Genomic DNA, 18,948 nt, shown 5'->3' with positions numbered 1-18,948 from the left:
TTCTGACGAGCCCGCCCGGACGGCCTCGGCCTTCGCAACCGGCTTGGCATCGCCGTTGCTTATCGTTGGCAGGAGCGAGCAACAGCCATGATCATTTGTTCCTGCAACGTCATCAGCGACACCGCCATTCGTGACGTCGTCACGACGGCCGACACCATCTTCGGCTCGCCGGCGCAAGTGTATGATTGCCTGGGCTGCTCGGTCCAATGCGGCCTCTGCTCGCGCTCGGTGAAGCGGATTCTCGACGAACGGCAGGGCGAAACCGCCACCGCGAGGGTCTGGCCGGTGCACGCCGAGCCCGCGCCGTGCGAGCTGATGTCGGTGGCGTGAGGCGACAACAACGCGCGCGCGTGTCGCATCGCGCGCTGTCGGATGTCGGACAATCCGACACCAATTGCCGGAGCAGCGCTGGTTTCGGTCCTCCCCGGTGAGGAGGCCGCAGCGCCGTCTCAACCAGGAGGCCGGTCGCGGCCGAACCGCACCGTCGACGCCTCAGATGAACGGCTTGCCGCCGGTGACCGCGACCGTCGTTCCCGACGTGTAGCTCGACAGCGGGTCCGCCAGCATCACATAGGCCGTCGCGAGCTCCGCCGGCTGGCCGGCCCGCTTCATCGGGACCTGCTGGCCGAAGCTCGTCACCTTCTCCTCCGGCATGGTCGAGGGGATCAGCGGCGTCCAGATCGGCCCGGGCGCCACGGCATTGGCGCGGATGCCCTTCTCGGCCAGCATCTGGGCAAGGCCGCCGGTGAAATTCTGGATCGCGCCTTTTGTGGTGGCGTAGGCGAGCAGGCTCGGATTTGGCATGTCGGAATTGACGGAGGCGGTGTTGACGATCGCGCTGCCCGGCTTCATGTGCGGCACCGCCGCTTTCGTGAGATAGAACATGGCGTGAATGTTGGTGCGGAACGTCGTCTCCCATTCGTCATCAGAGATGTCGCCGATGTCGCTGAAGGTGGCCTGGTGCGCGGCGTTGTTGACGAGGATGTCGATGCCGCCGAGCTCGTCGACAGCGCGCTGGATGATCGCCTTGCAGTGGGATGCGTCCTGGATGTCGCCCGGCATCAGCACCGCCTTGCGTCCTTCCTTTTCGATCAGCTGCTGCACCTCCCGAGCGTCCTCATGCTCCGCGAGATAGGCGATCAGCACGTCGGCTCCCTCGCGTGCATAGGCGATGGCGACCGCGCGGCCGATGCCGCTGTCGCCGCCGGTGATCACGGCCTTCTTGCCGGCCAGCCTGCCGGAGCCCCTGTAACTGGTCTCACCGTGGTCGGGCCTCGGCTGCATGGCCGCCGTCGTGCCCGGCATGGCTTGCTGCTGCGGCGGGAACGGCGGCGCGGGATGATGGTCGGACATGACTGTTCTCCTGACGGTTGCTGCGGCTTCAATCGCAGGATCGGACGGCTGTTCCTGCAGCGCGGCCCGCGGGGGAACGTGAGCACCAGCCCGCGCATTGCCTCGAGCGAACAGTCGGAAGGATCACGTCATGGCAAACGACCTCCCCATCAACGGGCGCGAGCCCGACCGCTCCGAGGACGACATCCAGCGCAATCAGCTCGGCCCGCGCGGCGTACCCGGCGCAAAGGACCCGGCGAAGATGACGCCGCAACGTGAGAAGAAGACGCCGGATGATGTCGATCCCGGGCATACCGCGTGACGGTGTTGATGCGAGGTGAGTGAAGCGATCGAGGTCTACCACTCTCACCACCCGTACCGCTGCCCCTCACCCCGACCCTCTCCCCGTGAAGAACGGGGAGAGGGAGCGCAGCGCCGATGAGGCGACGACGAGAACTCACAACGGGCACGCTATGCATTTCGACACTTACCCGTGGTCGGGGGCAGTCTTGAGCACGCGGCGAACATCCAACGATTGATAGTCAGCCTTTGTTTTGGCAGATGCAGCGCGAGCTCTCGCCGCACGCGCAGTGCGCCCCCTCTCCCCGTTCTTACGGGGAGAGGGTTGGGGTGAGGGGCAGCCACACGGGAAGTCGCGATGAAGGCCCCCGCCCTTCTCGCCGCCCAACCCCGAACCTCACCTCAATGCGTATTGCTCTCGCCCCACTTCTCCAAGTCCTTCGCCGCCTCGGAGCGTTGCTCCTTCTCCGGCTTCTCGGCCCAGGGCTTGTCGGTCTGCTTCATCGAGCCCCAGTCGCTCTCCTGGCGCGGATCGTCCTTCGGTGTTTCCTTGCTCATCGGGTCTTCCTTCGGTTGGTGGCGGCGTGGCGTTCAGGTCGGCAGCATCGTTGGCGGAGGAGCGGTCGCCTCGTCGTGCAACTGCTCGATGTCGCGAACGTCGCGTTCGGCCTGATACCAGAACTCATCCTCACGACCCTCCGGCCGGCCGGACTGCTCCCACAGAGCATGCGCGCGCTCGCGGATGCGCTGCTGCAGATGTGCATCGTCGGTCTCTTCCATGGTGATCCTCGCCAGGCTGGACGCCCCCTGCCGCAATGGGCGGGAAGCCGCGCAGGTCTCATCGACTGCATGACTTGGTAGCAATCAGGGAGCGGAGACGAAGTTCCAGCGCCGGTGCGCGCAGGACCATGTGCCGCAGCCGCATCGCGCGTCAGGACGGCATCGATGGGTCGCGCTCAGCTCAGATTGCCCGGCATGAAGCAGCGGATCGAGGGCATCGTGGAACGGCAGCGCCGCCAGCAAGGTTGCGCCGCCCGGCACAGGCAAGGTTCTGGGCATCTGATCACCGCAAGCTACCGGCGCGTGCCCCGGACTGCGGCTCACGCCGCATCCGCCGGCACCATGGCCTCGATCGTGACACCCGTGCCGCTCGAGGCGACCGTCAGCGTGCCGCCGAGCGCCAGCAGCCGTTCGCGCATGCCGGTCAACCCGAATCCGAGCTTGTGCTCGGGCTGGAGCCCGTGTCCGTCATCGCGCACGCACACCCGCGTGTAGCTGCGGCGGTGCCCGGCCATGGTCTGCTGCAGCGGCTCGATGGTGACGTCGACCGCAGTCGCCTCGGCATGGCGGAACACGTTGGTCAGCGCCTCCTGCACGACGCGATAGATCGTCAGCTCCGAGGTCTCGTTGCTGCGCACGAGGTCGTCAGCGAACGTCGTCGCGATCGCCACCTCGGGCCGCGACTCCCGCCACAGCCGCACCAGGGCGCCGAGCGCCTCGCGCAGGCCGAGCTCGGCGAGGCCGACGGGACGCAGCCGCTCCAGGATGCGGCGGTTGAACTGCTGCACGGCATTGACCTGGTCGAGGATGGCCTGGCCGTGCCGGCGCATCGCGGCGACGTCGATCGTCTTCGCCTCCGGCAGCCGCATCAGGGCGCTGGCATGCGCGCGCAGCGCGAACAGATGCGGCCCGAACTCGTCGTGCAGCTCGCGCGCGATCTCCTTGCGCTCGATGTCCTGCAGCGACACGGTGCGCTCGGCCAGACGGCGCTTCTCCTCCACGGCCTCGCCGAGCGCGCCGGCGAGATGATTGAGCTTGGCGCAGAGCGCGGCAAGCTCGGGCGCGCCGCCCGGCTTGACGCGGGCGTCATAGGCGCCGGCCTCGATCCGGCTCATCGCCTCGGACAAATCTGCCAGCGGCGCCAGCGCGCGGCCGACGACGAGCATGGTGATCCCGAAGATCGCCATCGCAATCGCCGAGCCGACGATGAGCTGGGTGACGATGCCGTCCCAGATCTCGGCGATCTCGTCATCGGGATGCGACGTGATCACCAGCGTATCGGGCTTGCCCGCCACCACCACGGGCATGCTGACCGACGTCTTGTCCGGATGCACGAGCGCGATGAACCACCCCGGCGCCGCCCGGTCCCCGGCGCTGGACGACCGCTCGCGCTGAGCCGGCATGGCCTGCCTGACGACGCTGACATGCCGCAGCTGCCCGAGATCGCTGACGATGCGGTTCAGGCGGGAGTCCGGGTCCGGCGCATCATTGACCTCGTCCATGATGGTCTCGACGAAGGCACGCGCGAGGCGGATCACGCTCTGATCCTCGGCCAGCACGCGCGGCGCCGCCTCGAGCACCAGCCGGCCGATGTTGACCGCGAGACCCAGCGTCAGCACCAGCGCGAGCAGCACGTTGATGCGCCTGCGCAATGACCAATTCTGCCACATTATCTCCGCCTCAAAGCCACCGTGTTTCACGCGCACTTACATTGACAGACAAATCCGCCAGCGATCTAATTGCAACATGATGCAACATCGCGCTGCTCGCATCCATGATGCATTGCAATAATGACGCGAGATGGAAGTCCGGGACCCCAAGGCATGCGCGTTCTGATCGTCGATGACCATCCCATTGTGGCATCCGGCTGCCGGGCCCTGCTTTCGACCGACCCTGAGCTGGAGCTGCTCGAGGCGGCGGATGCCGAGAGCGGTGAAGCGAGCTTCATCGCGCGCCGGCCGGACGTCTGCGTCGTCGACATCAACCTGCCGACCGTATCCGGCTTCGAGCTGGCGCGCCGCATCCTCGGCCGTGATGCCAATGCCCGGCTGATCATGTTCAGCATGAACGACGACCCGGTGTTCGCGGCGCGCGCCATCGACATCGGCGCCAAGGGCTATGTGTCGAAGAGCGGCGATCCAAACGATCTCGCCGAGGCGATCCGCGAGGTCGCGCGCGGCGGCAGCTACCTGCCGCCGGCGATCGCCCGCAGCATCGCCTTCGCGGGCTCCGCGGTGGCCCAGAGCCCGCTGGCGAAACTGACGTCGCGCGAGCTCGAGATCCTCCGGCTGCTCAGCGCCGGCAAGAGCCTGTCCGAGATTGCCTGGCTGATCCACTCGTCCTACAAGACCGTCGCCAACACCTCCTCGATCATCCGTCAGAAGCTCGGCGTGCGAACGTCCGGCGAGCTGGTGCGTCTGGCGATCGAGAACGGCGTGGCCTGATTGGCGTTGACCGAACGACGCAGCGTAAAACACGTTGGCGACACGCGCGCCGACCGCCCCCACATCATTGCCGCACAGGTGATCCCATGACGCTCACGACCGTCTCGCAGAACAAGTCCCATGGCGGTGTCCAGGGCGTCTATCGCCACGCCAGCCAGGAGACCAAGACCGAGATGACGTTCTCGGTGTTCGTGCCGCCGCATGCCGACGGCGCCAAACTGCCGGTCGTCTGGTATCTGTCGGGCCTCACCTGTACCCACGCCAATGTCACCGAGAAGGGCGAGTTCCGCGCCGCCTGCGCCGAGCTCGGCCTCGTCTTCGTCGCGCCCGACACCTCACCGCGCGGCGACGGCGTGCCCGGCGATCCCAACAATGCCTATGATTTCGGCCTAGGTGCCGGCTTCTATGTCGATGCGACCGAGGCGCCGTTCGCGAAGAACTACCGGATGTGGAGCTATGTCACCGAGGAGCTGCCGAGCGTGGTGGCGGCGAACTTCCCGGTCGACCCGCGCCGGCAGTCGGTGATGGGCCATTCGATGGGCGGCCATGGCGCGCTCACGGTGGCGCTGCGCAACCCGGACCGCTATCGCGCAGCAAGCGCGTTCTCGCCGATCGTGGCGCCGTCGCAGGTGCCGTGGGGCGAGAAGGCATTGGGCGGCTATCTCGGTTCCGACAGGGCGGCCTGGCGCAAGCACGATGCGGTGGCGCTGATCGAGGACGGCGCCCGCGTCTCCGACATGCTGGTCGATGTCGGAACCGCCGACCAGTTCCTGACGCAACAGCTGCGGCCGGAGCTGCTCAAGGCCGCCTGCGAGAAGGCCAGCATCCCGCTGCTGCTGCGCAAGCAGGAGGGCTACGATCACAGCTACTACTTCATCTCGACCTACATGGCCGACCACCTGCGTTGGCACGCCGCGCGTCTGGGACGCTGAGGTCGGCCGCAGCCTGATTTGCTCGACGGGCGCGATGACGCCCGTGCGGCGGCGATGTCGCCGTCGCCACGGTCCGATCATCGCGTGCGCGCGCGGGGCGATTTCCGCTGGCGGCACAAGACGATCACCCCTGTCCAGTCCCGGCGCCAAAAAGAATCTCGTTTCTCTTTTCCAGAATTCATGATTGAGTAGCGCATTCTGCCTCGTCGAGAGGGCGTATCGCGGTCGTCACGAACGTGGAGGTGGGATGCGGTGGACGCCGGCGGCGCGCAGCGTGCGCTGGGCATAGCATGCCCAGAGAGCATGTGGACGAACGTGCCACGGCGTACGGCCAAGTCGCGTGGTCCTGGCATCCCGACGCCGATGCCCCCGCGGCGGCGCGCGAGAAGCGTGTCGTCGCGCACGGTGACCAGACAGCCCGGCGCACCGGGGAGAACGCGAAGCAACCGTGAAAACCATCGCGCAGGGAGGGCCGGGATGTCCCAGCCGAACCTGTGGTACTGCCGCCTGCATTTTCTTCTGCAGGCGGGCCATGGGGGCGGCAGGCTCCCGGCCTTCCCTGCGCCTCTCTGTTTCCGGGAGGCCGTCGACACGCAAAGCTCGGGCCTCAGCGGCCGCGAGAGTGAACCCTCATGCCTCGACAGCTACTGCGCCTGCGGGGCGCCGTAGTTCGGAGCCAGCAGGCGGTTGCGGATCAGCCAGGCCATCGTGCGCGTCCAGGACTCGTCGGTGTTGCCGCGCATGTCGGCCGTCATCGCCGCCACCGGCTTTCCGGTGCGGGCGTCGCGCAGATAGATGTTCATGTTGAGGATGAGATTGGAGACCTTCTGCACGGTCCCGGTGATGGCGAGATCGGCGCCGATGTCGCCCGCCAGCTTGACGTCGCAGCCGCCGCAGGCCTGCAGATTGCTGTGGTGCGCCGCATCGTTAACAGGCGCGATGTCGAGCACGCGAAATCTGCCGGACTCCTGCAGCGCCGACCGCAACTGCTCGGCGGCATGCGTCAGCCGGGCCTGTTCGTCCTGGCGCGGGCCCTGCACCTCGCCCTGCAGGCTGGTGTCGATCAGCTCGAAATCGAACACCGCCACCTTGGGCGCCTCGGCGCGTGCAGATGTCGCCGACGTCAGGATGAGAAACGCGAGGAGAACAGCAGCTTTCAAGGTCGTGATCCGAAATGACGCGGCAGCGGCCAAAGATGGGGTTGAAAGCTAGGCCAATTCGTTCATCTTGCAAGACGAAACCTCGCCGAAAAACGCCGAGGGAACAATGGGAGGACATGTGGTCCTTGGAGTTCTGGCCCGATCCCTGATCGGCGCGGTCGGCCTCGTGGCCGTCGCAACCGCAAGTCGCGCCGCGGAGCCGATCGACATTGCGATCGGCTATCTCGGCCGCGCGGGCGTGCCGCAGACCTTGTCGCCGCTCGACCAGCCGGCGGCCGATGACGGCGTGGCCGGCGCGAAGCTCGCGATCGAGGACAACAACACCACCGGCAAGTTCCTCAACCAGCGTTTCACCTTGGTCGACCGTCGGGTGAAGGACGACGAGGACGCGGCGCAAGCTGCCAACGAGCTCGCCGCAAAGACGGGCTTCATCCTGGCGGATCTGCCGGCGGATGCGTTGCTGAAGGTCGCCGACAGCCTGCGCGGCCGTGGCATCACGCTTCTCAACGTCGGCGCCACCGACGACCGGCTGCGCGAGCAGGACTGCCGCGCCAATGTCATCCACGTCGCGCCGACGCGCTCGATGCTCGCCGACGGCCTCGCGCAATATCTGGTGTGGAAGCAGTGGAAGCGCTGGCTGCTCGTCACCGGCTCTCACGACAAGGACAAGCTGTTCGCCGATGCGCTGCGCCGCGCCGCGACGCGCTTCGGTGCCAAGATCGTGGAGGAGCGCACGTTCGAGGACACCGGCGGGGCGCGCCGCACCGACTCCGGCGTGACCTTGATCCAGCGGCAGATGCCGGTGTTCACGCAGAAGGCGCCTGCCTACGATGTGCTGGTCGCGGCCGACGAGAGCGAGGTGTTCGCCAACTATTTGCCCTATCGCACCTGGGATGCGCGCCCTGTCGCGGGCTCCGCAGGCCTGCGGCCGGCGAGCTGGGACCCGGCGCAGGACCAATGGGGCGCCACGCAGTTGCAGAACCGCTTCATGAAGCTGGCCTCACGCCGGATGGACGCTTTGGACATGCAGGCCTGGATGGCCGTGCGCATGGTCGGCGAAGCGGCCTCCCGCACCAACTCCGGCGACACCAAAGCGATGAGCGACTATCTCAAGGGCCCGAACTTCACCATCGCCGCCTTCAAGGGCACGCGGCTCTCTTTGCGCGACTGGAACCTGCAACTCCGCCAGCCGATCCTGCTCGCCGACGGCCGCATGATCGTCTCGGTCTCCCCGCAGGAGGGTTTCCTGCACCAGGTCTCCGAGCTCGACACGCTCGGTGTCGACCGCCCCGAAACCAAGTGCAAGCTGCAATGATGTCGGATCGAACCATGCTGATGAAGATGATTAGTCCGACCGATCAGATGCACCATGAGAAACGCGGTTTGTCGGAAACGCCTATCCGTGAGAGAGCGATGAACGAGGAGAGGGGGCGCACCGGCCGTGACGCGATGTCTCCGCATCAAATTTCAGATCGAGGGAGAGATCAGCGAGTGGCAAGCTTGGCTGGCAAGGCCCGTAAGCCTTTCCCGCAACGCTTCAACGTAGCAGCTGGCCTGCTCGCCGCCGCACTCTCACTTGCCGCCATCGCTCCCGCCTCCGCCTACGTCGCCTTCGTCTCGAACGAAAAAGGCAACACGGTCTCCGTCATCGACACCGACAGCTGGACCGTGACCAAGACCATCAAGGTCGGCCAGCGCCCACGCGGGATTGCGTTCACCCGGGACGGCAAGTTCGTGATGGTGGCGGTCGGCGACGACGACACCATCCAGGTGATCGATGCCAAGAAGATGGAGGTGGTCGACACCCTGCCCTCCGGCCCCGATCCCGAGCTGTTCGCGCAGGATGCCCAGGGCAAGACGCTCTATGTCGCCAACGAGAACGACAACACCGTCACCGTGCTCGACCTCGAGAAGCGCATCCGCATCGGCGACGTCCAGGTGGGCGTCGAGCCGGAAGGCATGATGCTGAGCCCCGACGGCAAGATCCTGATCTGCACGTCAGAGACCACCAACATGGCGCATTTCATCGACACGGCGACGCGAAAGATCGTGGCGAATGTGCTGGTCGATGCGCGGCCGCGCTACGCCGAGTTCAAGAGCGACGGCTCCGAGCTGTGGGTGTCGGCCGAGATCGGCGGCACCGTCTCGATCATCGATCCGGCCAAGCGCGAGGTGACGGGCAAGATCAAGTTCGCCGTGCCCGGCCTGCGCAGCGAGGCGATCCAGCCGGTCGGCATCGCCCTGACCAAGGACGGCAAGACCGGCTTCGTCGCGCTCGGTCCCGCCAACCGCGTAGCCGTCGTCGACGGAACGACCCACGAGGTGAAGAAATATCTGCTGGTCGGACAGCGCGTCTGGCACATGGAGTTCACGCCGGACGAGAAATATCTGCTCGTCACCAACGGCGTCTCCAACGACGTCTCGGTGATCGACGTGGCCGCGCAGAAGGTGATCAAGACCATCCAGGTCGGCGAGCTGCCCTGGGGCATCACGATTGCACAGCCATGATGACGCAGAACGCACCCGCCCTCGACGCGACGAGCCCCACGGCGCAGCCGGCGCCCGATCAGATCCCGGCGCTGTCGGTCGCCGGTGTCAGCCATTCCTACGGCGCGCGCAAGGCGCTCAACGACGTCAGCTTCGCCGTGCGGCCTGCGAGCTTCACCGCCCTGCTCGGCCTCAACGGCGCCGGCAAGAGCACGCTGTTCTCGCTGATCACGCGGCTGTTCGCAGTTCAGTCCGGACAGATCAACATCTTCGGCCATGACATCGGCCGCACGCCGGGCGAGGCGCTGCGGCTGCTCGGCGTCGTGTTCCAGCCGCGCACGGTCGATCTCGATTTGTCGCTGCGGCAAAACCTGCTTTACCACGCCGCGCTGCACGGCATTGCGCGCCGCGAGGCCCTTACCCGGAGCGAGGAGCTGCTGGCCCGCATCGGCCTCGCCGACCGCGCCGGCAACAAGGTGCGCGACCTCTCCGGCGGCCAGATGCGCCGCCTGGAGATCGCCCGCGCGCTGCTGCACCGACCGCGCCTGCTGCTGCTCGACGAGGCCACCGTCGGGCTCGACGTCAAGGCCCGGGCCGACATCGTCGGTCATGTCCGCCAGCTCGTCACCGAGCAGGGCATCGGCGTACTCTGGGCGACGCATCTGTTCGACGAGATCGCCGCGACGGATGATCTCGTGGTGCTGCATCAGGGCCGCGTGCTGGCGCGCGGTCTCGTGCCGCAGGTGATCGCCGAGGCCGGCGCCTCCGACGTGAATGCCGCGTTTGCACGGTTGACGACACAGGCCAGCCAGTCCAGCGCTTCTTCGCTGCGGAGCGCAGAGTCATGACCGTCACGACCGTCCACTCACCCGCGCCCGCACGCAGCGGCTTCTCGGCGGGCGAATACGTCACCTGCCTCATCGGCATCGTCTGGCGCGAGGGGCTCCGCTTCCTGCATCAGCGCGAGCGTTTCGTCTCGGCGCTGGTGCGGCCGCTGGTGTGGCTGTTCATCTTCGCTGCCGGCTTCCGTCAGGTGCTCGGCATATCGATCATCCCGCCCTACGAGACCTACATTCTCTACGAGGTCTATATCGCGCCCGGCCTGATGGCGATGATCCAGCTGTTCAACGGCATGCAGTCGTCGCTGTCGATGGTCTACGACCGCGAGATGGGCAACATGCGCACTCTCCTCGTGAGCCCGCTGCCGCGCGGCTATCTGCTGTTCTGCAAGCTCCTCGCCGGCACCGCCGTCTCCGTGCTCCAGGTCTACGCCTTCCTGGTCATCGCCTGGTTCTGGGACATCACGCCGCCGCCAATGGGCTATCTCACCGTGCTGCCGGCCCTGATCCTGTCCGGCTTGATGCTCGGCGCGCTGGGCATGCTGATCTCCTCCGGCATCAAGCAGCTGGAGAACTTTGCCGGCGTCATGAACTTCGTGATTTTCCCGATGTTCTTCGCCTCGTCGGCGCTCTACCCCTTGTGGCGCGTCGAGGAAGGCAGCCCGTGGCTTGCGTATCTCTGCGAAACCAACCCCTTCACCCACGCGGTCGAGCTCATTCGGTTTGCGCTGTACGGCAAGCTGAACTGGGTCTCGCTGGCCGTGGTCGGCGGCTGCACCGCCGTGTTCATGATCGGCGCGATCCTGGCCTACGATCCGTCGCGCGGGTTTGTCAGGCGTGGTCCCGGAGGCGAGGCATGAGGGTGAGATCGATATTGCTGGCCATCGGCCTGATCGCATCGGCCGGCACCGCGCACGCGGCCGATCCGCGCTATCCCGACTGGCCCTGCCCGCAGGCCAAGGTGCCGGAGATCTCGATTGCAGCGGTCTGGGCCGGCCCCCCGATCGACGATGTCGGCACGAGCTGGAAGGACGATGCCAAGATTGCCGAGCTCGTCGCGAAGCTCGCCGCACGCCGCATCCCGCTGGAGCAGGCGCAGAAGGACGTCGCCGATTTCCTCACCGGCACGGCCGAAGAGAAGACCCGCAAGGGCAAGCTGCTGTTCGCCGGCCTGTTCGACACCCTCAACGCCCAGCGGACCTCGGTCATGAATGGCCTCGAACGCGTGATGCGCAAGCAGCGCGAGGCCGTCGACAAGGTGCGCGGCGACACCATCGCGCTCCAGGAAATGCACAGCAGCGCCTCGCAGGATCAGGCGAAGATCGAGGAGATGACCAACCAGCTGAACTGGGAGACGCGCATCTTCGAGGACCGCCGGCGCGTGATGAAGTTCGTCTGCGAGGTCCCGACCGCGATCGACCAGCGCCTGTTCGCGCTCGCGCGCGAGATCCAGCAGGACATGGAGTAGCTGACCGCATGCCGCTCGCCAGACCAGAGGATAATGTCGAGCGATTGCACCGCCGCTCCCACACCGCCATGGCCGGGCTTGTCCCGGCCATCCACGTCATCCCGCGCGGTAACAGGTGGACGCCCGGGTCAAGCCCGGGCATGGCGAGCAAGATAGTCAGCAGCGGCATTCGCCTGTGCGAGCTTGCGTACTCACTCCTCCGTCCGCGGCTCTGGCTGCGTCTGCTGCAGCGGCAGGTCGGCGCGAGCCCAGCCATCAGTGCCGTCGGGGTACCAGGCGACGTTGCGGTAGCCGTAGGTCAGCGCGCGCTTGGCGGCGTTCCACGACATCCAGCAGTCTTCGAGGCAGTAGAACACGAGCAAACGACCCAAATCGCCGTCGGACGCGCGTGCAAGGCCGCGCTTCAGGTAGTCCTCCGTCGGCGCCGCCAGCACGCCATAGCCGGTGTCAGGCAGCCAGATGCTGCCGGGAATGTCGAGGCGCGGCTGCTCGCGCCACACCGTTCCGGCCGGCAGGTTCTTCGGCTTGGGCGGCCGCGGCAGCACGTCGATGAAGGCGGCGGACCTGGCGCGCCAGATCGTTTCGGTGTCCTGCGTCGACAGCACACGCGCGCCGGCCAGCGTGGTCGGCACCGGCGCGCGGTAGTTCTCGGTCCGATAGCTGTCCGGCTCGGCCACGAGTTCATCAGCCCATGCGGCCGCTGCGATCAGCAGCAGCACGCCGGCCAAGACAGCTGCGGTGAGCCGAACGAGCATGGTGCCTACTTGGCAGCCTCCGCGGTGATCAGATGATTGCTCTCATCCAGCAGCGGCACGCCGTAGTCGAGCAGGATCTTGTTGATCTCGCTTTGGTTCTCCTGGATCAGCTTGTTGAGCTGCCGGCGCCAGTTCTGGTCAGCGCCGCGCACGCCCATGGCGATCCGGTAGATCAGCTTCGGCCCCGACGTCTCCTTGACGAGCGGCGTCACGTGGAGTTGCGGGCTCGCCTGCTTGGCATAGTAGCCGGCCATCGGCCCCCACAGCACGCCCGCATCGATCTCGCCGGACTTCAGGTCGTTGATCATCGCCTCGGCCGAGGAGTCCACGCGCGTATCGATCATCAGGGGATAGGGCTTCGCCGTCGGCATCAGCCCGGCGAGCGCCATGTTGGTCGCGGGCGGCGTCCCCGCGACGATGCCGATGTGCTTGCCCTTGAGCTTGGCGTCCTCCAGTGTCGTCACGTCGGCAAGCTCGGAGCCCGGCTTCGTCACGATCGCGTAGGCCGTCCGGTAGTAGGGACTCGTGCTCTGCACCAGATCATCCCCTTGCGGGAAGCCCATGATGACGTCGCAGCGATGCGACCCGAGCGTCATGCGCACGAAGCCCGTCGCCTGCGGAAAGAACGTATAGTCGACCTTCTTCTGCAGCTTGGCGGCCAGGAAGTCGGCCAGCTTGTTCTCGAAGCCCTCGCCCTTCTCGTTGGAGAACGGCAGGTTGCGGGGGTCGGCGCAGACCCTCAGCACTTTGGGATCGACCAGCTCGATCGACAGGTCCAGGCCGTCATTGCTCTGGGCGTAACAGGCGGCCGGTCCGAGCAGACTAAGCCCAGCGGCAACGGCCAGCGAGCAGATGACAGTGCGACGCTTCGTCATTCTTATTTCCATCCCTATGGAGCGCATCGAGGTATTTTCGAAAATGCTAGGCTGCCTGCCTCGCGGGCGCAACAGCTGCTGTCATCGCGAAGAGTTGACCCGGTGTTGCACTGCAGCGTCCGCGGGACGTCGCACATGAGCAAGGCGAGCCAATGGTGAAGCAACTCATTCTCGCCATCGCCGCATGGGGCGCTGTTGCGATCGGCAGCTCGGCCGATGCCGGGGCGTCACAACTCGAGGTCAGCGAGATCGCGCCCGGCGTGTTCGTGCATATCGGCCAGACGGCGCTCATGAACGCCGAGAACGAAGGCGCCATCGCCAATGTCGGCTTCGTCATCGGCAACGACGCGGTCGCCGTTATCGACACCGGCGGCAGCGTCCGGGAAGGACGCGCTCTGCTCGCGGCGATCCGCGCCCGCACCACCAAGCCGGTCCGCTATGTCATCAACACCCATGCTCACCCGGATCACGTGTTCGGGAACGCCGCCTTCGAGGGCGAGGGAACGAACTTCGTCGGCGCCAAGAACCTGCCCCGCGCGCTCGCCGTGCGCGGACCGCATTATATCGAGGCGTTCCGCCGGCTGATGGGCGCCGAGTTGATCGACGAGGTGCGCCTCGTCGCCCCTGCGATCCTCGTCGACGACCAGACGGTGCTCGACCTGGGCGGCCGCGCGCTCACGCTGAAGGCCTGGAGCACCGCACATAGCGACTGCGACCTCACCGTCTATGATGACCGGAGCCGGATCCTGTTTGCCGGCGATCTCGTATTCCTGCGCCACATCCCCGTCATGGATGGCAGCCTGCGTGGCTGGATTGCGGACCTTGCGGGGCTGGCGACGATCCCCGCCGCGCGCGTGGTGCCGGGTCATGGACCCGTCAGTGAATGGCCACTGGCGCTCAGCGATGAGCACCGCTACCTCGACACATTGGCCAGCGACGTTCGCGGGCTGATCAAGGCGGGCAAGCCGATTGCGGATGCGGCGGGAGCCGCCAGATCGGAACGGGACAAATGGGAGCTGTTTGGCGACTATAATGCGCGCAACGCCACGGCGGCATTCTCGGAATTGGAATGGGAATGAACTCGGGGACGCGCTATGATCGTCAGCCTGCCAGAACGCTCTTGGAGGACTGCGCCATGATCCGGCTCCGCCTGCCGTCCACATTGCTTCTCGGGGTATGCCTCGCATTTGCATTCGCACCTGCGAAAGCCGCCGATGGCTACGATCCCTGGCCGGGACTGGTCCAGGACATCTTCAACAACAAGGCGATGCAGGACGGCGCCAATGTGCTGTCGATCGAGATGCCGACGCGCGCCGAGGATGCCTCGGTGGTTCCGGTCACCCTGCGCAGCAGGCTGTCCCCGGCCGATGGGCGCCGCATCAGGACCATCACGCTGGTGATCGACCAGAATCCGGCGCCGATGGCGGCCAAGTTCACGCTCGGCCCCGATGCCAACGTGACCGCGATCTCGACCCGCGTCCGCGTAAACAACTACACGGATGTACATGCCGTGGCCGAGCTGACCGACGGCCAGCTCTACGTCGTGAAGACGTTCGTGAAGGCCTCCGGCGGCTGCTCGGCGCCGGCCGCGAAGAATCCGGACGAGGCCAAGGCGCGGATCGGCCAGATGCGTTACCGGCAGTTCGCGCAAGCCGGCGAAGGCGCCACCAGCGGCATGCGTGAAGCTCAGGTGATGGTCGGCCATCCGAACAATTCCGGACTGCAGATGGACCAGTTGACGCAGCTCTACATCCCCGCCTTCTTCGTCGACCAGCTGACGCTGTCGCAGGACGGCAGCCTCGTGCTGTCGGTCGAGGGCGGCATTTCGATCTCGGAGGACCCGAACATCCGCTTCACCTATGTATCCAACGGCGCCAAGCACTTCCGTGCAGAAGCCCGGGATACGCAGGGCCATGTGTTCGAGCGCGAGTGGCCGGCGGAGGGTTCAGGCACCTGATGGAGAGGCAAGGCCGAACGGCATCAGAAGCATCTCACTTCGGCTTCGGCCTGCGCCCGGCGGAGATCGTTCAGCGCATTGGCGGCCTGCTCGGAGGTGCGGAACTGAGTGCCGAGGTTGCTGCGCACCTGGGACATGCTGAGGACGGTCTCGGCCGTGACATAGCGCTCGTAGGGAATGATCGAGGCGATCACGTCGATCGAGCAGGAGCATTGCGCGATCGACTGGCGGGACTCGCCATTCGCCTTCATGCAGCCGAACACATATTCGGCCCGGGCCGAGGTCGGATAGTCGTTGAGATCCTCGGCACGAGACGGAGCACTCGTGCCGATCAGGGCGACACAAAAGGCGACAATCGGTCCTACCGAAACAGCACAACGCATCACAGTCCTCCGCGGCATCGCAGCCGAAGCTATGCTAAGGGAATGAGGCTGAAAAGAACACTCCTCGAGGAAACGCAGACGGGCTCATGATGCGGATCGGTCGCTTGTTGATCGCACTATTCGCCTGCGCCGTGCTGCCGGTTTCGGCATGCTGCGCTGCCGAGACCGTCAGGGTTGCAGTGCAGAAGACCGGCACATTTGCCTGGGAACTGGCTGTCATCCGCGCGCACCAGCTCGACAAGCAGGCGGATATCGCGATCGATGCCGTCGAGCTCGCAAGTCCCGAGGCCGGCAAGATCGCGTTGCGCGCCGGCAATGCCGATATCATGGTGTCGGACTGGCTCTGGGTCTCGCGCGAGCGCACGCTCGGCGCCAAGCTGACCTTCTTCCCCTATTCAAGCGCGCTCGGCGCCGTGATGGTGCCGGCCGGTTCGCCAATCAAAACACTTGCCGATCTCAAGGGACGCAAGCTCGCAGTGGCCGGCGGCCCGCTCGACAAGAGCTGGCTGTTGCTGCAAGCCGCCCTGAAGCGCGACGGCGTCGAATTGAAGTCGCAGGCGACCATCGCCTATGGCGCGCCGCCGCTGCTCGCCGCCAAGCTCGCCGACGGCGAAATGGACGCGGGCTTGAACTACTGGAATTTCTGCGCGGCGCTCGAGGCCAAGGGCTTCCGCCGTCTTGCCGGGATCGAGGATCTGTTGCCGCCGTTCGGCGCCAAGGGCCGCACTGCGATGATCGGCTACGTGTTCGACGAGGACTGGGCCGGCAAACATCGCGATCTCGTTGCACGCTTTCTGTCCGTCACGGCCAAGGCCAAGGAGATCCTGGCAACGTCGGACGCCGACTGGCAGACCATCGCGCCGCTGACCGGCGCGCCGGACGAAGCCACGTTGCGCGCCTATCGCAATCGCTACCGCGAGGGCATTCCGCGCCGCTCAGTTGCGGAGGAAGAGGCCGACGCCCGCATTCTCTACGGCGTGCTCGCCTCGATCGGCGGTCGTGATCTGGTCGGCCCCGCCGCTGAGCTCAGCCCCGGCACCTACTACAGGGCGGATGCGAGGGATTAGTGCTGCGGCTGTTGTCCTTTGCGCTTCTGCTGGCCACCTGGTGGGTGGCCGCGACCGTCGCCGGCAGCACCAAGCTGCCGCCGCCCTCGGCCGTGCTGGCGGTCACGGTCGCGGAAGCCAAGTCCGGCGCGTTGTTTCTGCATCTCGGCGCCACGCTCGCCCGCGTCGCGCTGGCCTTCACGCTCTCGATGACGATCGGGTCGGCGCTCGGCTACTGGATGGGGCGCAGCCGGCTGGCCAACCGCCTCGGCGATCCCTGGCTGATCCTGCTGCTCAATCTTCCGGCGTTGGTGGTGATCGTGCTCGCTTATATCTGGGCCGGCCTCACCGAGGTCGCCGCGATCGCCGCGATCGCGATCAACAAGCTGCCGACGGCCGTCGTGACCTTGCGCGAGGGCGCCCGCGCGCTCGATCCGTCGCTCGACGAGATGGCAAAAGTGTTCGCCTTCCCGCGCGGCCGCATTTTGCGCCACGTGCTGCTGCCGCAACTTGCGCCTTACATCGCGGCTGCCGCGCGTTCCGGCCTTTCGTTGGTCTGGAAGATCGTGCTCGTGGCCGAGCTGCTCGGTCGGCCCAACGGCATCGGCTTCGAGATCGGCGTCGCCTTCCAGCTGTTCGACATCCCGCTGCTGCTCGCCTACTCGCTCAGCTTCGCCGCCGTGGTGCTCGTGATCGAAGCCGTCATCGTCCAACCGTTCGAGCAGCGCGCATCAAGGTGGCGGCTCCGTGCGGCTTGAGGTCGATATCAGGTCCAAGAGCTACACCAGCGCCAATGGCAAGCGCCAGGAGGTGATCTCCGGCATTGAATTTGCGCTGCAAAGGGGCGAGGTCGGCGTCGTCGTCGGCCCATCCGGCTGCGGCAAGAGCACGATGCTGCGAATCCTTGCCGGACTCGACCCCGACTATCAGGGCCGGGTATCGCAGCCCGCCGGCGCGCGCCTTGCGATGGTGTTTCAGGAGCCGCGATTGCTGCCGTGGCGATCGGTGGAGGAGAACATCCGGCTCGCCGCGCCCGATGTGGCGGAGGACCGGCTGGCTGCGATCTTCGGCGTGCTCGAGCTCGGAGCCCACCGCACGCATTTTCCGGGCGAGCTGTCGCTTGGCCTCGCCCGCCGCGTGGCGCTGGCGCGGGCCTTTGCCGTCGAGCCGGACTTCCTCATCCTGGATGAGCCGCTGGCTTCGCTCGACGACGCGCTGGCTGCGCGGCTGCGCGAGGAGATCGCGACGCTGGTCGCTTCGCGGCCGATGATCACGCTCCTCGTCACACACAGCATGGACGACGCGGTGCGGCTCGGGGATCGCATCTTCCTGTTGTCCTCGCGCCCTGCCCGCCTGCTTCACGCGGTCACGATCGACGTGCCCCGCGCGCAGCGCAGCAACGCGGACGTCGCCGCGCTGAAGGCCGATCTGGCGCGATTGGATTTTTCCGTGTCATAGTCATGGCAATCGATGGACATCGGACGCCCGGGACATGCCATGAGACTCGCCTTTGCCGTGACGGCCATCATTCTGCCGGCCCTGCCGACCGCCACCTTCGCCCAGGGCAAAGGCGTCCGGCTGTGGAATCTGACCACCGCGACGATGACCGGCTTCCAGCTCTCGCCGGCCGGCCAGAACAATTGGGGACCCAACCAGACCTTGAACGACAAGGACAAGGAGCTCGATCACGACGAGCGGCTGAAGCTGATCGGGGTCGAGCCGGGACGCTACGATGCCAAAGTGAGTTATTCCGGCGACCGCCAATGCATCGTCCGTGACCTCGACGTCAAGCCCGACGCCATCATTCAGGTCGCGGACAAGGACCTCAAGGAGTGCACGAACTAAGCCGCGGAGCGACTCAGGCCTTGTCGTTGCTGTGGGGGTACTCGCAGCGCCACCGCACCGCCGTCCATTTCGGGTGCTCGCCGACCCATTGGGCAATATAGGGCGGCGCCTTCATCGCGCATTGCTGCAATGAGGCTCCGCCATCGGCGAAAACGAGATGCTGCTCTTCGCAGTTGGATGGCGACAGGACCGCGCAGACGGTGATGACGAGATCGATGGGGCTCATGGCTCAGTGTCCTTCGATAAGCCTGACGTCGACAGACTATCTCAAACTACGACGACGGGCTGCATCGGTTTCTCGGTCCACACCAGATTATGGCGTGGAACCGGTCGGAAACGACCAGC

Annotated in this window: 24 protein-coding genes; 15 read left to right on the top strand and 9 right to left on the bottom strand. The window is 66.1% G+C overall.

The genetic code is table 11. The annotated features are described in order from the left end of the window. The first annotated feature begins 87 nt into the window (after positions 1-87). The gene (locus tag HL666_RS12915; protein WP_172114181.1) at positions 88-330 is read left to right on the top strand and encodes a (2Fe-2S)-binding protein; all 243 of its coding nucleotides are present in this window, start codon (positions 88-90) and stop codon (positions 328-330) included. A gap of 162 nt (positions 331-492) precedes the next feature. On the opposite strand, the gene HL666_RS12910 is transcribed toward HL666_RS12915, so the two are convergent. Beyond that, on the bottom strand, positions 493-1,353 hold the full coding sequence (locus HL666_RS12910) for an SDR family oxidoreductase (protein WP_172114180.1): 861 nt from the start codon (positions 1,351-1,353) through the stop codon (positions 493-495). A 130-nt stretch (positions 1,354-1,483) separates the two neighbouring features. On the opposite strand from HL666_RS12910, the gene HL666_RS12905 reads away from it, so the two are divergent. Continuing rightward, a complete protein-coding gene (locus HL666_RS12905) occupies positions 1,484-1,654 on the top strand; it encodes a hypothetical protein (protein ID WP_172114179.1) in 171 nt (56 codons plus the stop codon). A 380-nt stretch (positions 1,655-2,034) separates the two neighbouring features. On the opposite strand, the gene HL666_RS12900 is transcribed toward HL666_RS12905, so the two are convergent. From HL666_RS12900 to HL666_RS12890, 3 genes are all read right to left on the bottom strand, one after another. After that, entirely contained in the window at positions 2,035-2,190 is a 156-nt protein-coding gene (locus tag HL666_RS12900) for a hypothetical protein (RefSeq protein WP_172181730.1), read from the bottom strand. A 33-nt stretch (positions 2,191-2,223) separates the two neighbouring features. Continuing rightward, positions 2,224-2,412, bottom strand: a complete 189-nt coding sequence (locus HL666_RS12895) for a DUF2934 domain-containing protein (RefSeq protein ID WP_172114178.1) — start codon at positions 2,410-2,412, stop codon at positions 2,224-2,226. 320 nt (positions 2,413-2,732) lie between these two features. Continuing rightward, positions 2,733-4,082: a histidine kinase gene (locus HL666_RS12890; RefSeq protein ID WP_172114177.1), complete on the bottom strand. Its 1,350-nt coding sequence runs from the start codon at positions 4,080-4,082 to the stop codon at positions 2,733-2,735. Positions 4,083-4,235: 153 nt separating this feature from the next. Here HL666_RS12890 and HL666_RS12885 point away from each other — a divergent pair, with 153 nt between their 5' ends. Beyond that, entirely contained in the window at positions 4,236-4,856 is a 621-nt protein-coding gene (locus tag HL666_RS12885) for a response regulator transcription factor (RefSeq protein WP_172114176.1), read from the top strand. A gap of 86 nt (positions 4,857-4,942) precedes the next feature. Then, a complete protein-coding gene (gene fghA, locus HL666_RS12880; protein ID WP_172114175.1) occupies positions 4,943-5,788 on the top strand; it encodes an S-formylglutathione hydrolase in 846 nt (281 codons plus the stop codon). A 644-nt stretch (positions 5,789-6,432) separates the two neighbouring features. Here the strand turns inward: fghA and HL666_RS12875 are convergent. Next, positions 6,433-6,948, bottom strand: a complete 516-nt coding sequence (locus tag HL666_RS12875) for a DUF3280 domain-containing protein (RefSeq protein WP_172114174.1) — start codon at positions 6,946-6,948, stop codon at positions 6,433-6,435. A 106-nt stretch (positions 6,949-7,054) separates the two neighbouring features. Here HL666_RS12875 and pedA1 point away from each other — a divergent pair, with 106 nt between their 5' ends. From pedA1 to HL666_RS12850, 5 genes are all read left to right on the top strand, one after another. Beyond that, positions 7,055-8,263 (top strand): lanthanide ABC transporter ABC transporter substrate-binding protein PedA1, encoded by a 1,209-nt coding sequence (gene pedA1, locus HL666_RS12870; protein ID WP_172114173.1) that lies wholly within the window; start codon positions 7,055-7,057, stop codon positions 8,261-8,263. Positions 8,264-8,439: 176 nt separating this feature from the next. Continuing rightward, on the top strand, positions 8,440-9,456 hold the full coding sequence (locus HL666_RS12865; RefSeq protein ID WP_446471656.1) for a YVTN family beta-propeller repeat protein: 1,017 nt from the start codon (positions 8,440-8,442) through the stop codon (positions 9,454-9,456). Beyond that, on the top strand, positions 9,456-10,283 hold the full coding sequence (pedB, locus tag HL666_RS12860) for a lanthanide ABC transporter ATP-binding protein PedB/LutE (RefSeq protein ID WP_376698593.1): 828 nt from the start codon (positions 9,456-9,458) through the stop codon (positions 10,281-10,283). The genes HL666_RS12865 and pedB overlap by 1 nt, the downstream gene beginning before the upstream one ends. Continuing rightward, positions 10,280-11,134, top strand: a complete 855-nt coding sequence (pedC, locus tag HL666_RS12855; RefSeq protein ID WP_172181729.1) for a lanthanide ABC transporter permease protein PedC — start codon at positions 10,280-10,282, stop codon at positions 11,132-11,134. Before pedB ends, pedC begins: the two co-directional genes overlap by 4 nt. Continuing rightward, positions 11,131-11,742 carry a hypothetical protein gene (locus HL666_RS12850; RefSeq protein WP_172114170.1) on the top strand — a complete coding sequence of 204 codons (612 nt, stop codon included), beginning with the start codon at positions 11,131-11,133 and terminating at the stop codon, positions 11,740-11,742. The genes pedC and HL666_RS12850 overlap by 4 nt, the downstream gene beginning before the upstream one ends. Before the next feature lie 191 nt (positions 11,743-11,933). Here the strand turns inward: HL666_RS12850 and HL666_RS12845 are convergent, their stop codons facing one another. Both HL666_RS12845 and HL666_RS12840 read right to left on the bottom strand, forming a co-directional pair. Beyond that, positions 11,934-12,497, bottom strand: coding sequence for a PQQ-dependent catabolism-associated CXXCW motif protein (locus HL666_RS12845; RefSeq protein ID WP_172133583.1), 564 nt, complete (start codon positions 12,495-12,497; stop codon positions 11,934-11,936). Between the two features lie 5 nt (positions 12,498-12,502). Beyond that, positions 12,503-13,372, bottom strand: coding sequence for a substrate-binding domain-containing protein (locus HL666_RS12840; protein ID WP_172133582.1), 870 nt, complete (start codon positions 13,370-13,372; stop codon positions 12,503-12,505). A 152-nt stretch (positions 13,373-13,524) separates the two neighbouring features. On the opposite strand from HL666_RS12840, the gene HL666_RS12835 reads away from it, so the two are divergent. After that, positions 13,525-14,451: a quinoprotein relay system zinc metallohydrolase 2 gene (locus tag HL666_RS12835; RefSeq protein ID WP_172133581.1), complete on the top strand. Its 927-nt coding sequence runs from the start codon at positions 13,525-13,527 to the stop codon at positions 14,449-14,451. Between the two features lie 56 nt (positions 14,452-14,507). Further along, positions 14,508-15,329: a quinoprotein dehydrogenase-associated SoxYZ-like carrier gene (locus HL666_RS12830; protein ID WP_172114166.1), complete on the top strand. Its 822-nt coding sequence runs from the start codon at positions 14,508-14,510 to the stop codon at positions 15,327-15,329. Positions 15,330-15,352: 23 nt separating this feature from the next. On the opposite strand, the gene HL666_RS12825 is transcribed toward HL666_RS12830, so the two are convergent. Continuing rightward, positions 15,353-15,712, bottom strand: coding sequence for a hypothetical protein (locus HL666_RS12825; RefSeq protein ID WP_172114165.1), 360 nt, complete (start codon positions 15,710-15,712; stop codon positions 15,353-15,355). Between the two features lie 86 nt (positions 15,713-15,798). On the opposite strand from HL666_RS12825, the gene HL666_RS12820 reads away from it, so the two are divergent. Genes HL666_RS12820 through HL666_RS12805 form a run of 4 tightly spaced genes read left to right on the top strand, consistent with a single transcriptional unit; the run spans position 15,799 to position 18,603 of the window. Further along, a complete protein-coding gene (locus HL666_RS12820) occupies positions 15,799-16,779 on the top strand; it encodes an ABC transporter substrate-binding protein (RefSeq protein WP_172181727.1) in 981 nt (326 codons plus the stop codon). Next, positions 16,779-17,516: an ABC transporter permease gene (locus HL666_RS12815; protein WP_172181726.1), complete on the top strand. Its 738-nt coding sequence runs from the start codon at positions 16,779-16,781 to the stop codon at positions 17,514-17,516. Before HL666_RS12820 ends, HL666_RS12815 begins: the two co-directional genes overlap by 1 nt. Beyond that, entirely contained in the window at positions 17,506-18,216 is a 711-nt protein-coding gene (locus tag HL666_RS12810; protein ID WP_172181724.1) for an ABC transporter ATP-binding protein, read from the top strand. The genes HL666_RS12815 and HL666_RS12810 overlap by 11 nt, the downstream gene beginning before the upstream one ends. 39 nt (positions 18,217-18,255) lie before the next feature. Beyond that, complete coding sequence (locus tag HL666_RS12805) at positions 18,256-18,603, top strand: hypothetical protein (protein ID WP_172181723.1); 348 nt, start codon at positions 18,256-18,258, stop codon at positions 18,601-18,603. A 13-nt stretch (positions 18,604-18,616) separates the two neighbouring features. Here the strand turns inward: HL666_RS12805 and HL666_RS12800 are convergent, their stop codons facing one another. After that, positions 18,617-18,829, bottom strand: a complete 213-nt coding sequence (locus HL666_RS12800) for a hypothetical protein (RefSeq protein ID WP_172114160.1) — start codon at positions 18,827-18,829, stop codon at positions 18,617-18,619. Between the last annotated feature and the right edge of the window lie 119 nt (positions 18,830-18,948).

Origin of the sequence: Bradyrhizobium aeschynomenes (genome assembly GCF_013178945.1) — a bacterium.
Lineage (GTDB): Bacteria > Pseudomonadota > Alphaproteobacteria > Rhizobiales > Xanthobacteraceae > Bradyrhizobium > Bradyrhizobium aeschynomenes.
Note: the sequence above shows the minus strand (reverse complement) of the source record. Positions and strands in the feature narration are given on the sequence as shown.

Excerpts from the sequence above, each read along its gene's own strand:
- HL666_RS12915 (WP_172114181.1), top strand. The coding sequence starts at position 88 with ATGATCATTTGTTCCTGCAACGTCATCAGCGACACCGCCATTCGTGAC.
- HL666_RS12910 (WP_172114180.1), bottom strand. The coding sequence starts at position 1,353 with ATGTCCGACCATCATCCCGCGCCGCCGTTCCCGCCGCAGCAGCAAGCC.
- HL666_RS12905 (WP_172114179.1), top strand. The coding sequence starts at position 1,484 with ATGGCAAACGACCTCCCCATCAACGGGCGCGAGCCCGACCGCTCCGAG.
- HL666_RS12900 (WP_172181730.1), bottom strand. The coding sequence starts at position 2,190 with ATGAGCAAGGAAACACCGAAGGACGATCCGCGCCAGGAGAGCGACTGG.
- HL666_RS12895 (WP_172114178.1), bottom strand. The coding sequence starts at position 2,412 with ATGGAAGAGACCGACGATGCACATCTGCAGCAGCGCATCCGCGAGCGC.
- HL666_RS12890 (WP_172114177.1), bottom strand. The coding sequence starts at position 4,082 with ATGTGGCAGAATTGGTCATTGCGCAGGCGCATCAACGTGCTGCTCGCG.
- HL666_RS12885 (WP_172114176.1), top strand. The coding sequence starts at position 4,236 with ATGCGCGTTCTGATCGTCGATGACCATCCCATTGTGGCATCCGGCTGC.
- fghA (WP_172114175.1), top strand. The coding sequence starts at position 4,943 with ATGACGCTCACGACCGTCTCGCAGAACAAGTCCCATGGCGGTGTCCAG.
- pedA1 (WP_172114173.1), top strand. The coding sequence starts at position 7,055 with ATGGGAGGACATGTGGTCCTTGGAGTTCTGGCCCGATCCCTGATCGGC.
- pedB (WP_376698593.1), top strand. The coding sequence starts at position 9,456 with ATGACGCAGAACGCACCCGCCCTCGACGCGACGAGCCCCACGGCGCAG.
- pedC (WP_172181729.1), top strand. The coding sequence starts at position 10,280 with ATGACCGTCACGACCGTCCACTCACCCGCGCCCGCACGCAGCGGCTTC.
- HL666_RS12850 (WP_172114170.1), top strand. The coding sequence starts at position 11,131 with ATGAGGGTGAGATCGATATTGCTGGCCATCGGCCTGATCGCATCGGCC.
- HL666_RS12845 (WP_172133583.1), bottom strand. The coding sequence starts at position 12,497 with ATGCTCGTTCGGCTCACCGCAGCTGTCTTGGCCGGCGTGCTGCTGCTG.
- HL666_RS12840 (WP_172133582.1), bottom strand. The coding sequence starts at position 13,372 with ATGACGAAGCGTCGCACTGTCATCTGCTCGCTGGCCGTTGCCGCTGGG.
- HL666_RS12835 (WP_172133581.1), top strand. The coding sequence starts at position 13,525 with ATGGTGAAGCAACTCATTCTCGCCATCGCCGCATGGGGCGCTGTTGCG.
- HL666_RS12830 (WP_172114166.1), top strand. The coding sequence starts at position 14,508 with ATGATCCGGCTCCGCCTGCCGTCCACATTGCTTCTCGGGGTATGCCTC.
- HL666_RS12825 (WP_172114165.1), bottom strand. The coding sequence starts at position 15,712 with ATGCGTTGTGCTGTTTCGGTAGGACCGATTGTCGCCTTTTGTGTCGCC.
- HL666_RS12820 (WP_172181727.1), top strand. The coding sequence starts at position 15,799 with ATGATGCGGATCGGTCGCTTGTTGATCGCACTATTCGCCTGCGCCGTG.
- HL666_RS12805 (WP_172181723.1), top strand. The coding sequence starts at position 18,256 with ATGAGACTCGCCTTTGCCGTGACGGCCATCATTCTGCCGGCCCTGCCG.
- HL666_RS12800 (WP_172114160.1), bottom strand. The coding sequence starts at position 18,829 with ATGAGCCCCATCGATCTCGTCATCACCGTCTGCGCGGTCCTGTCGCCA.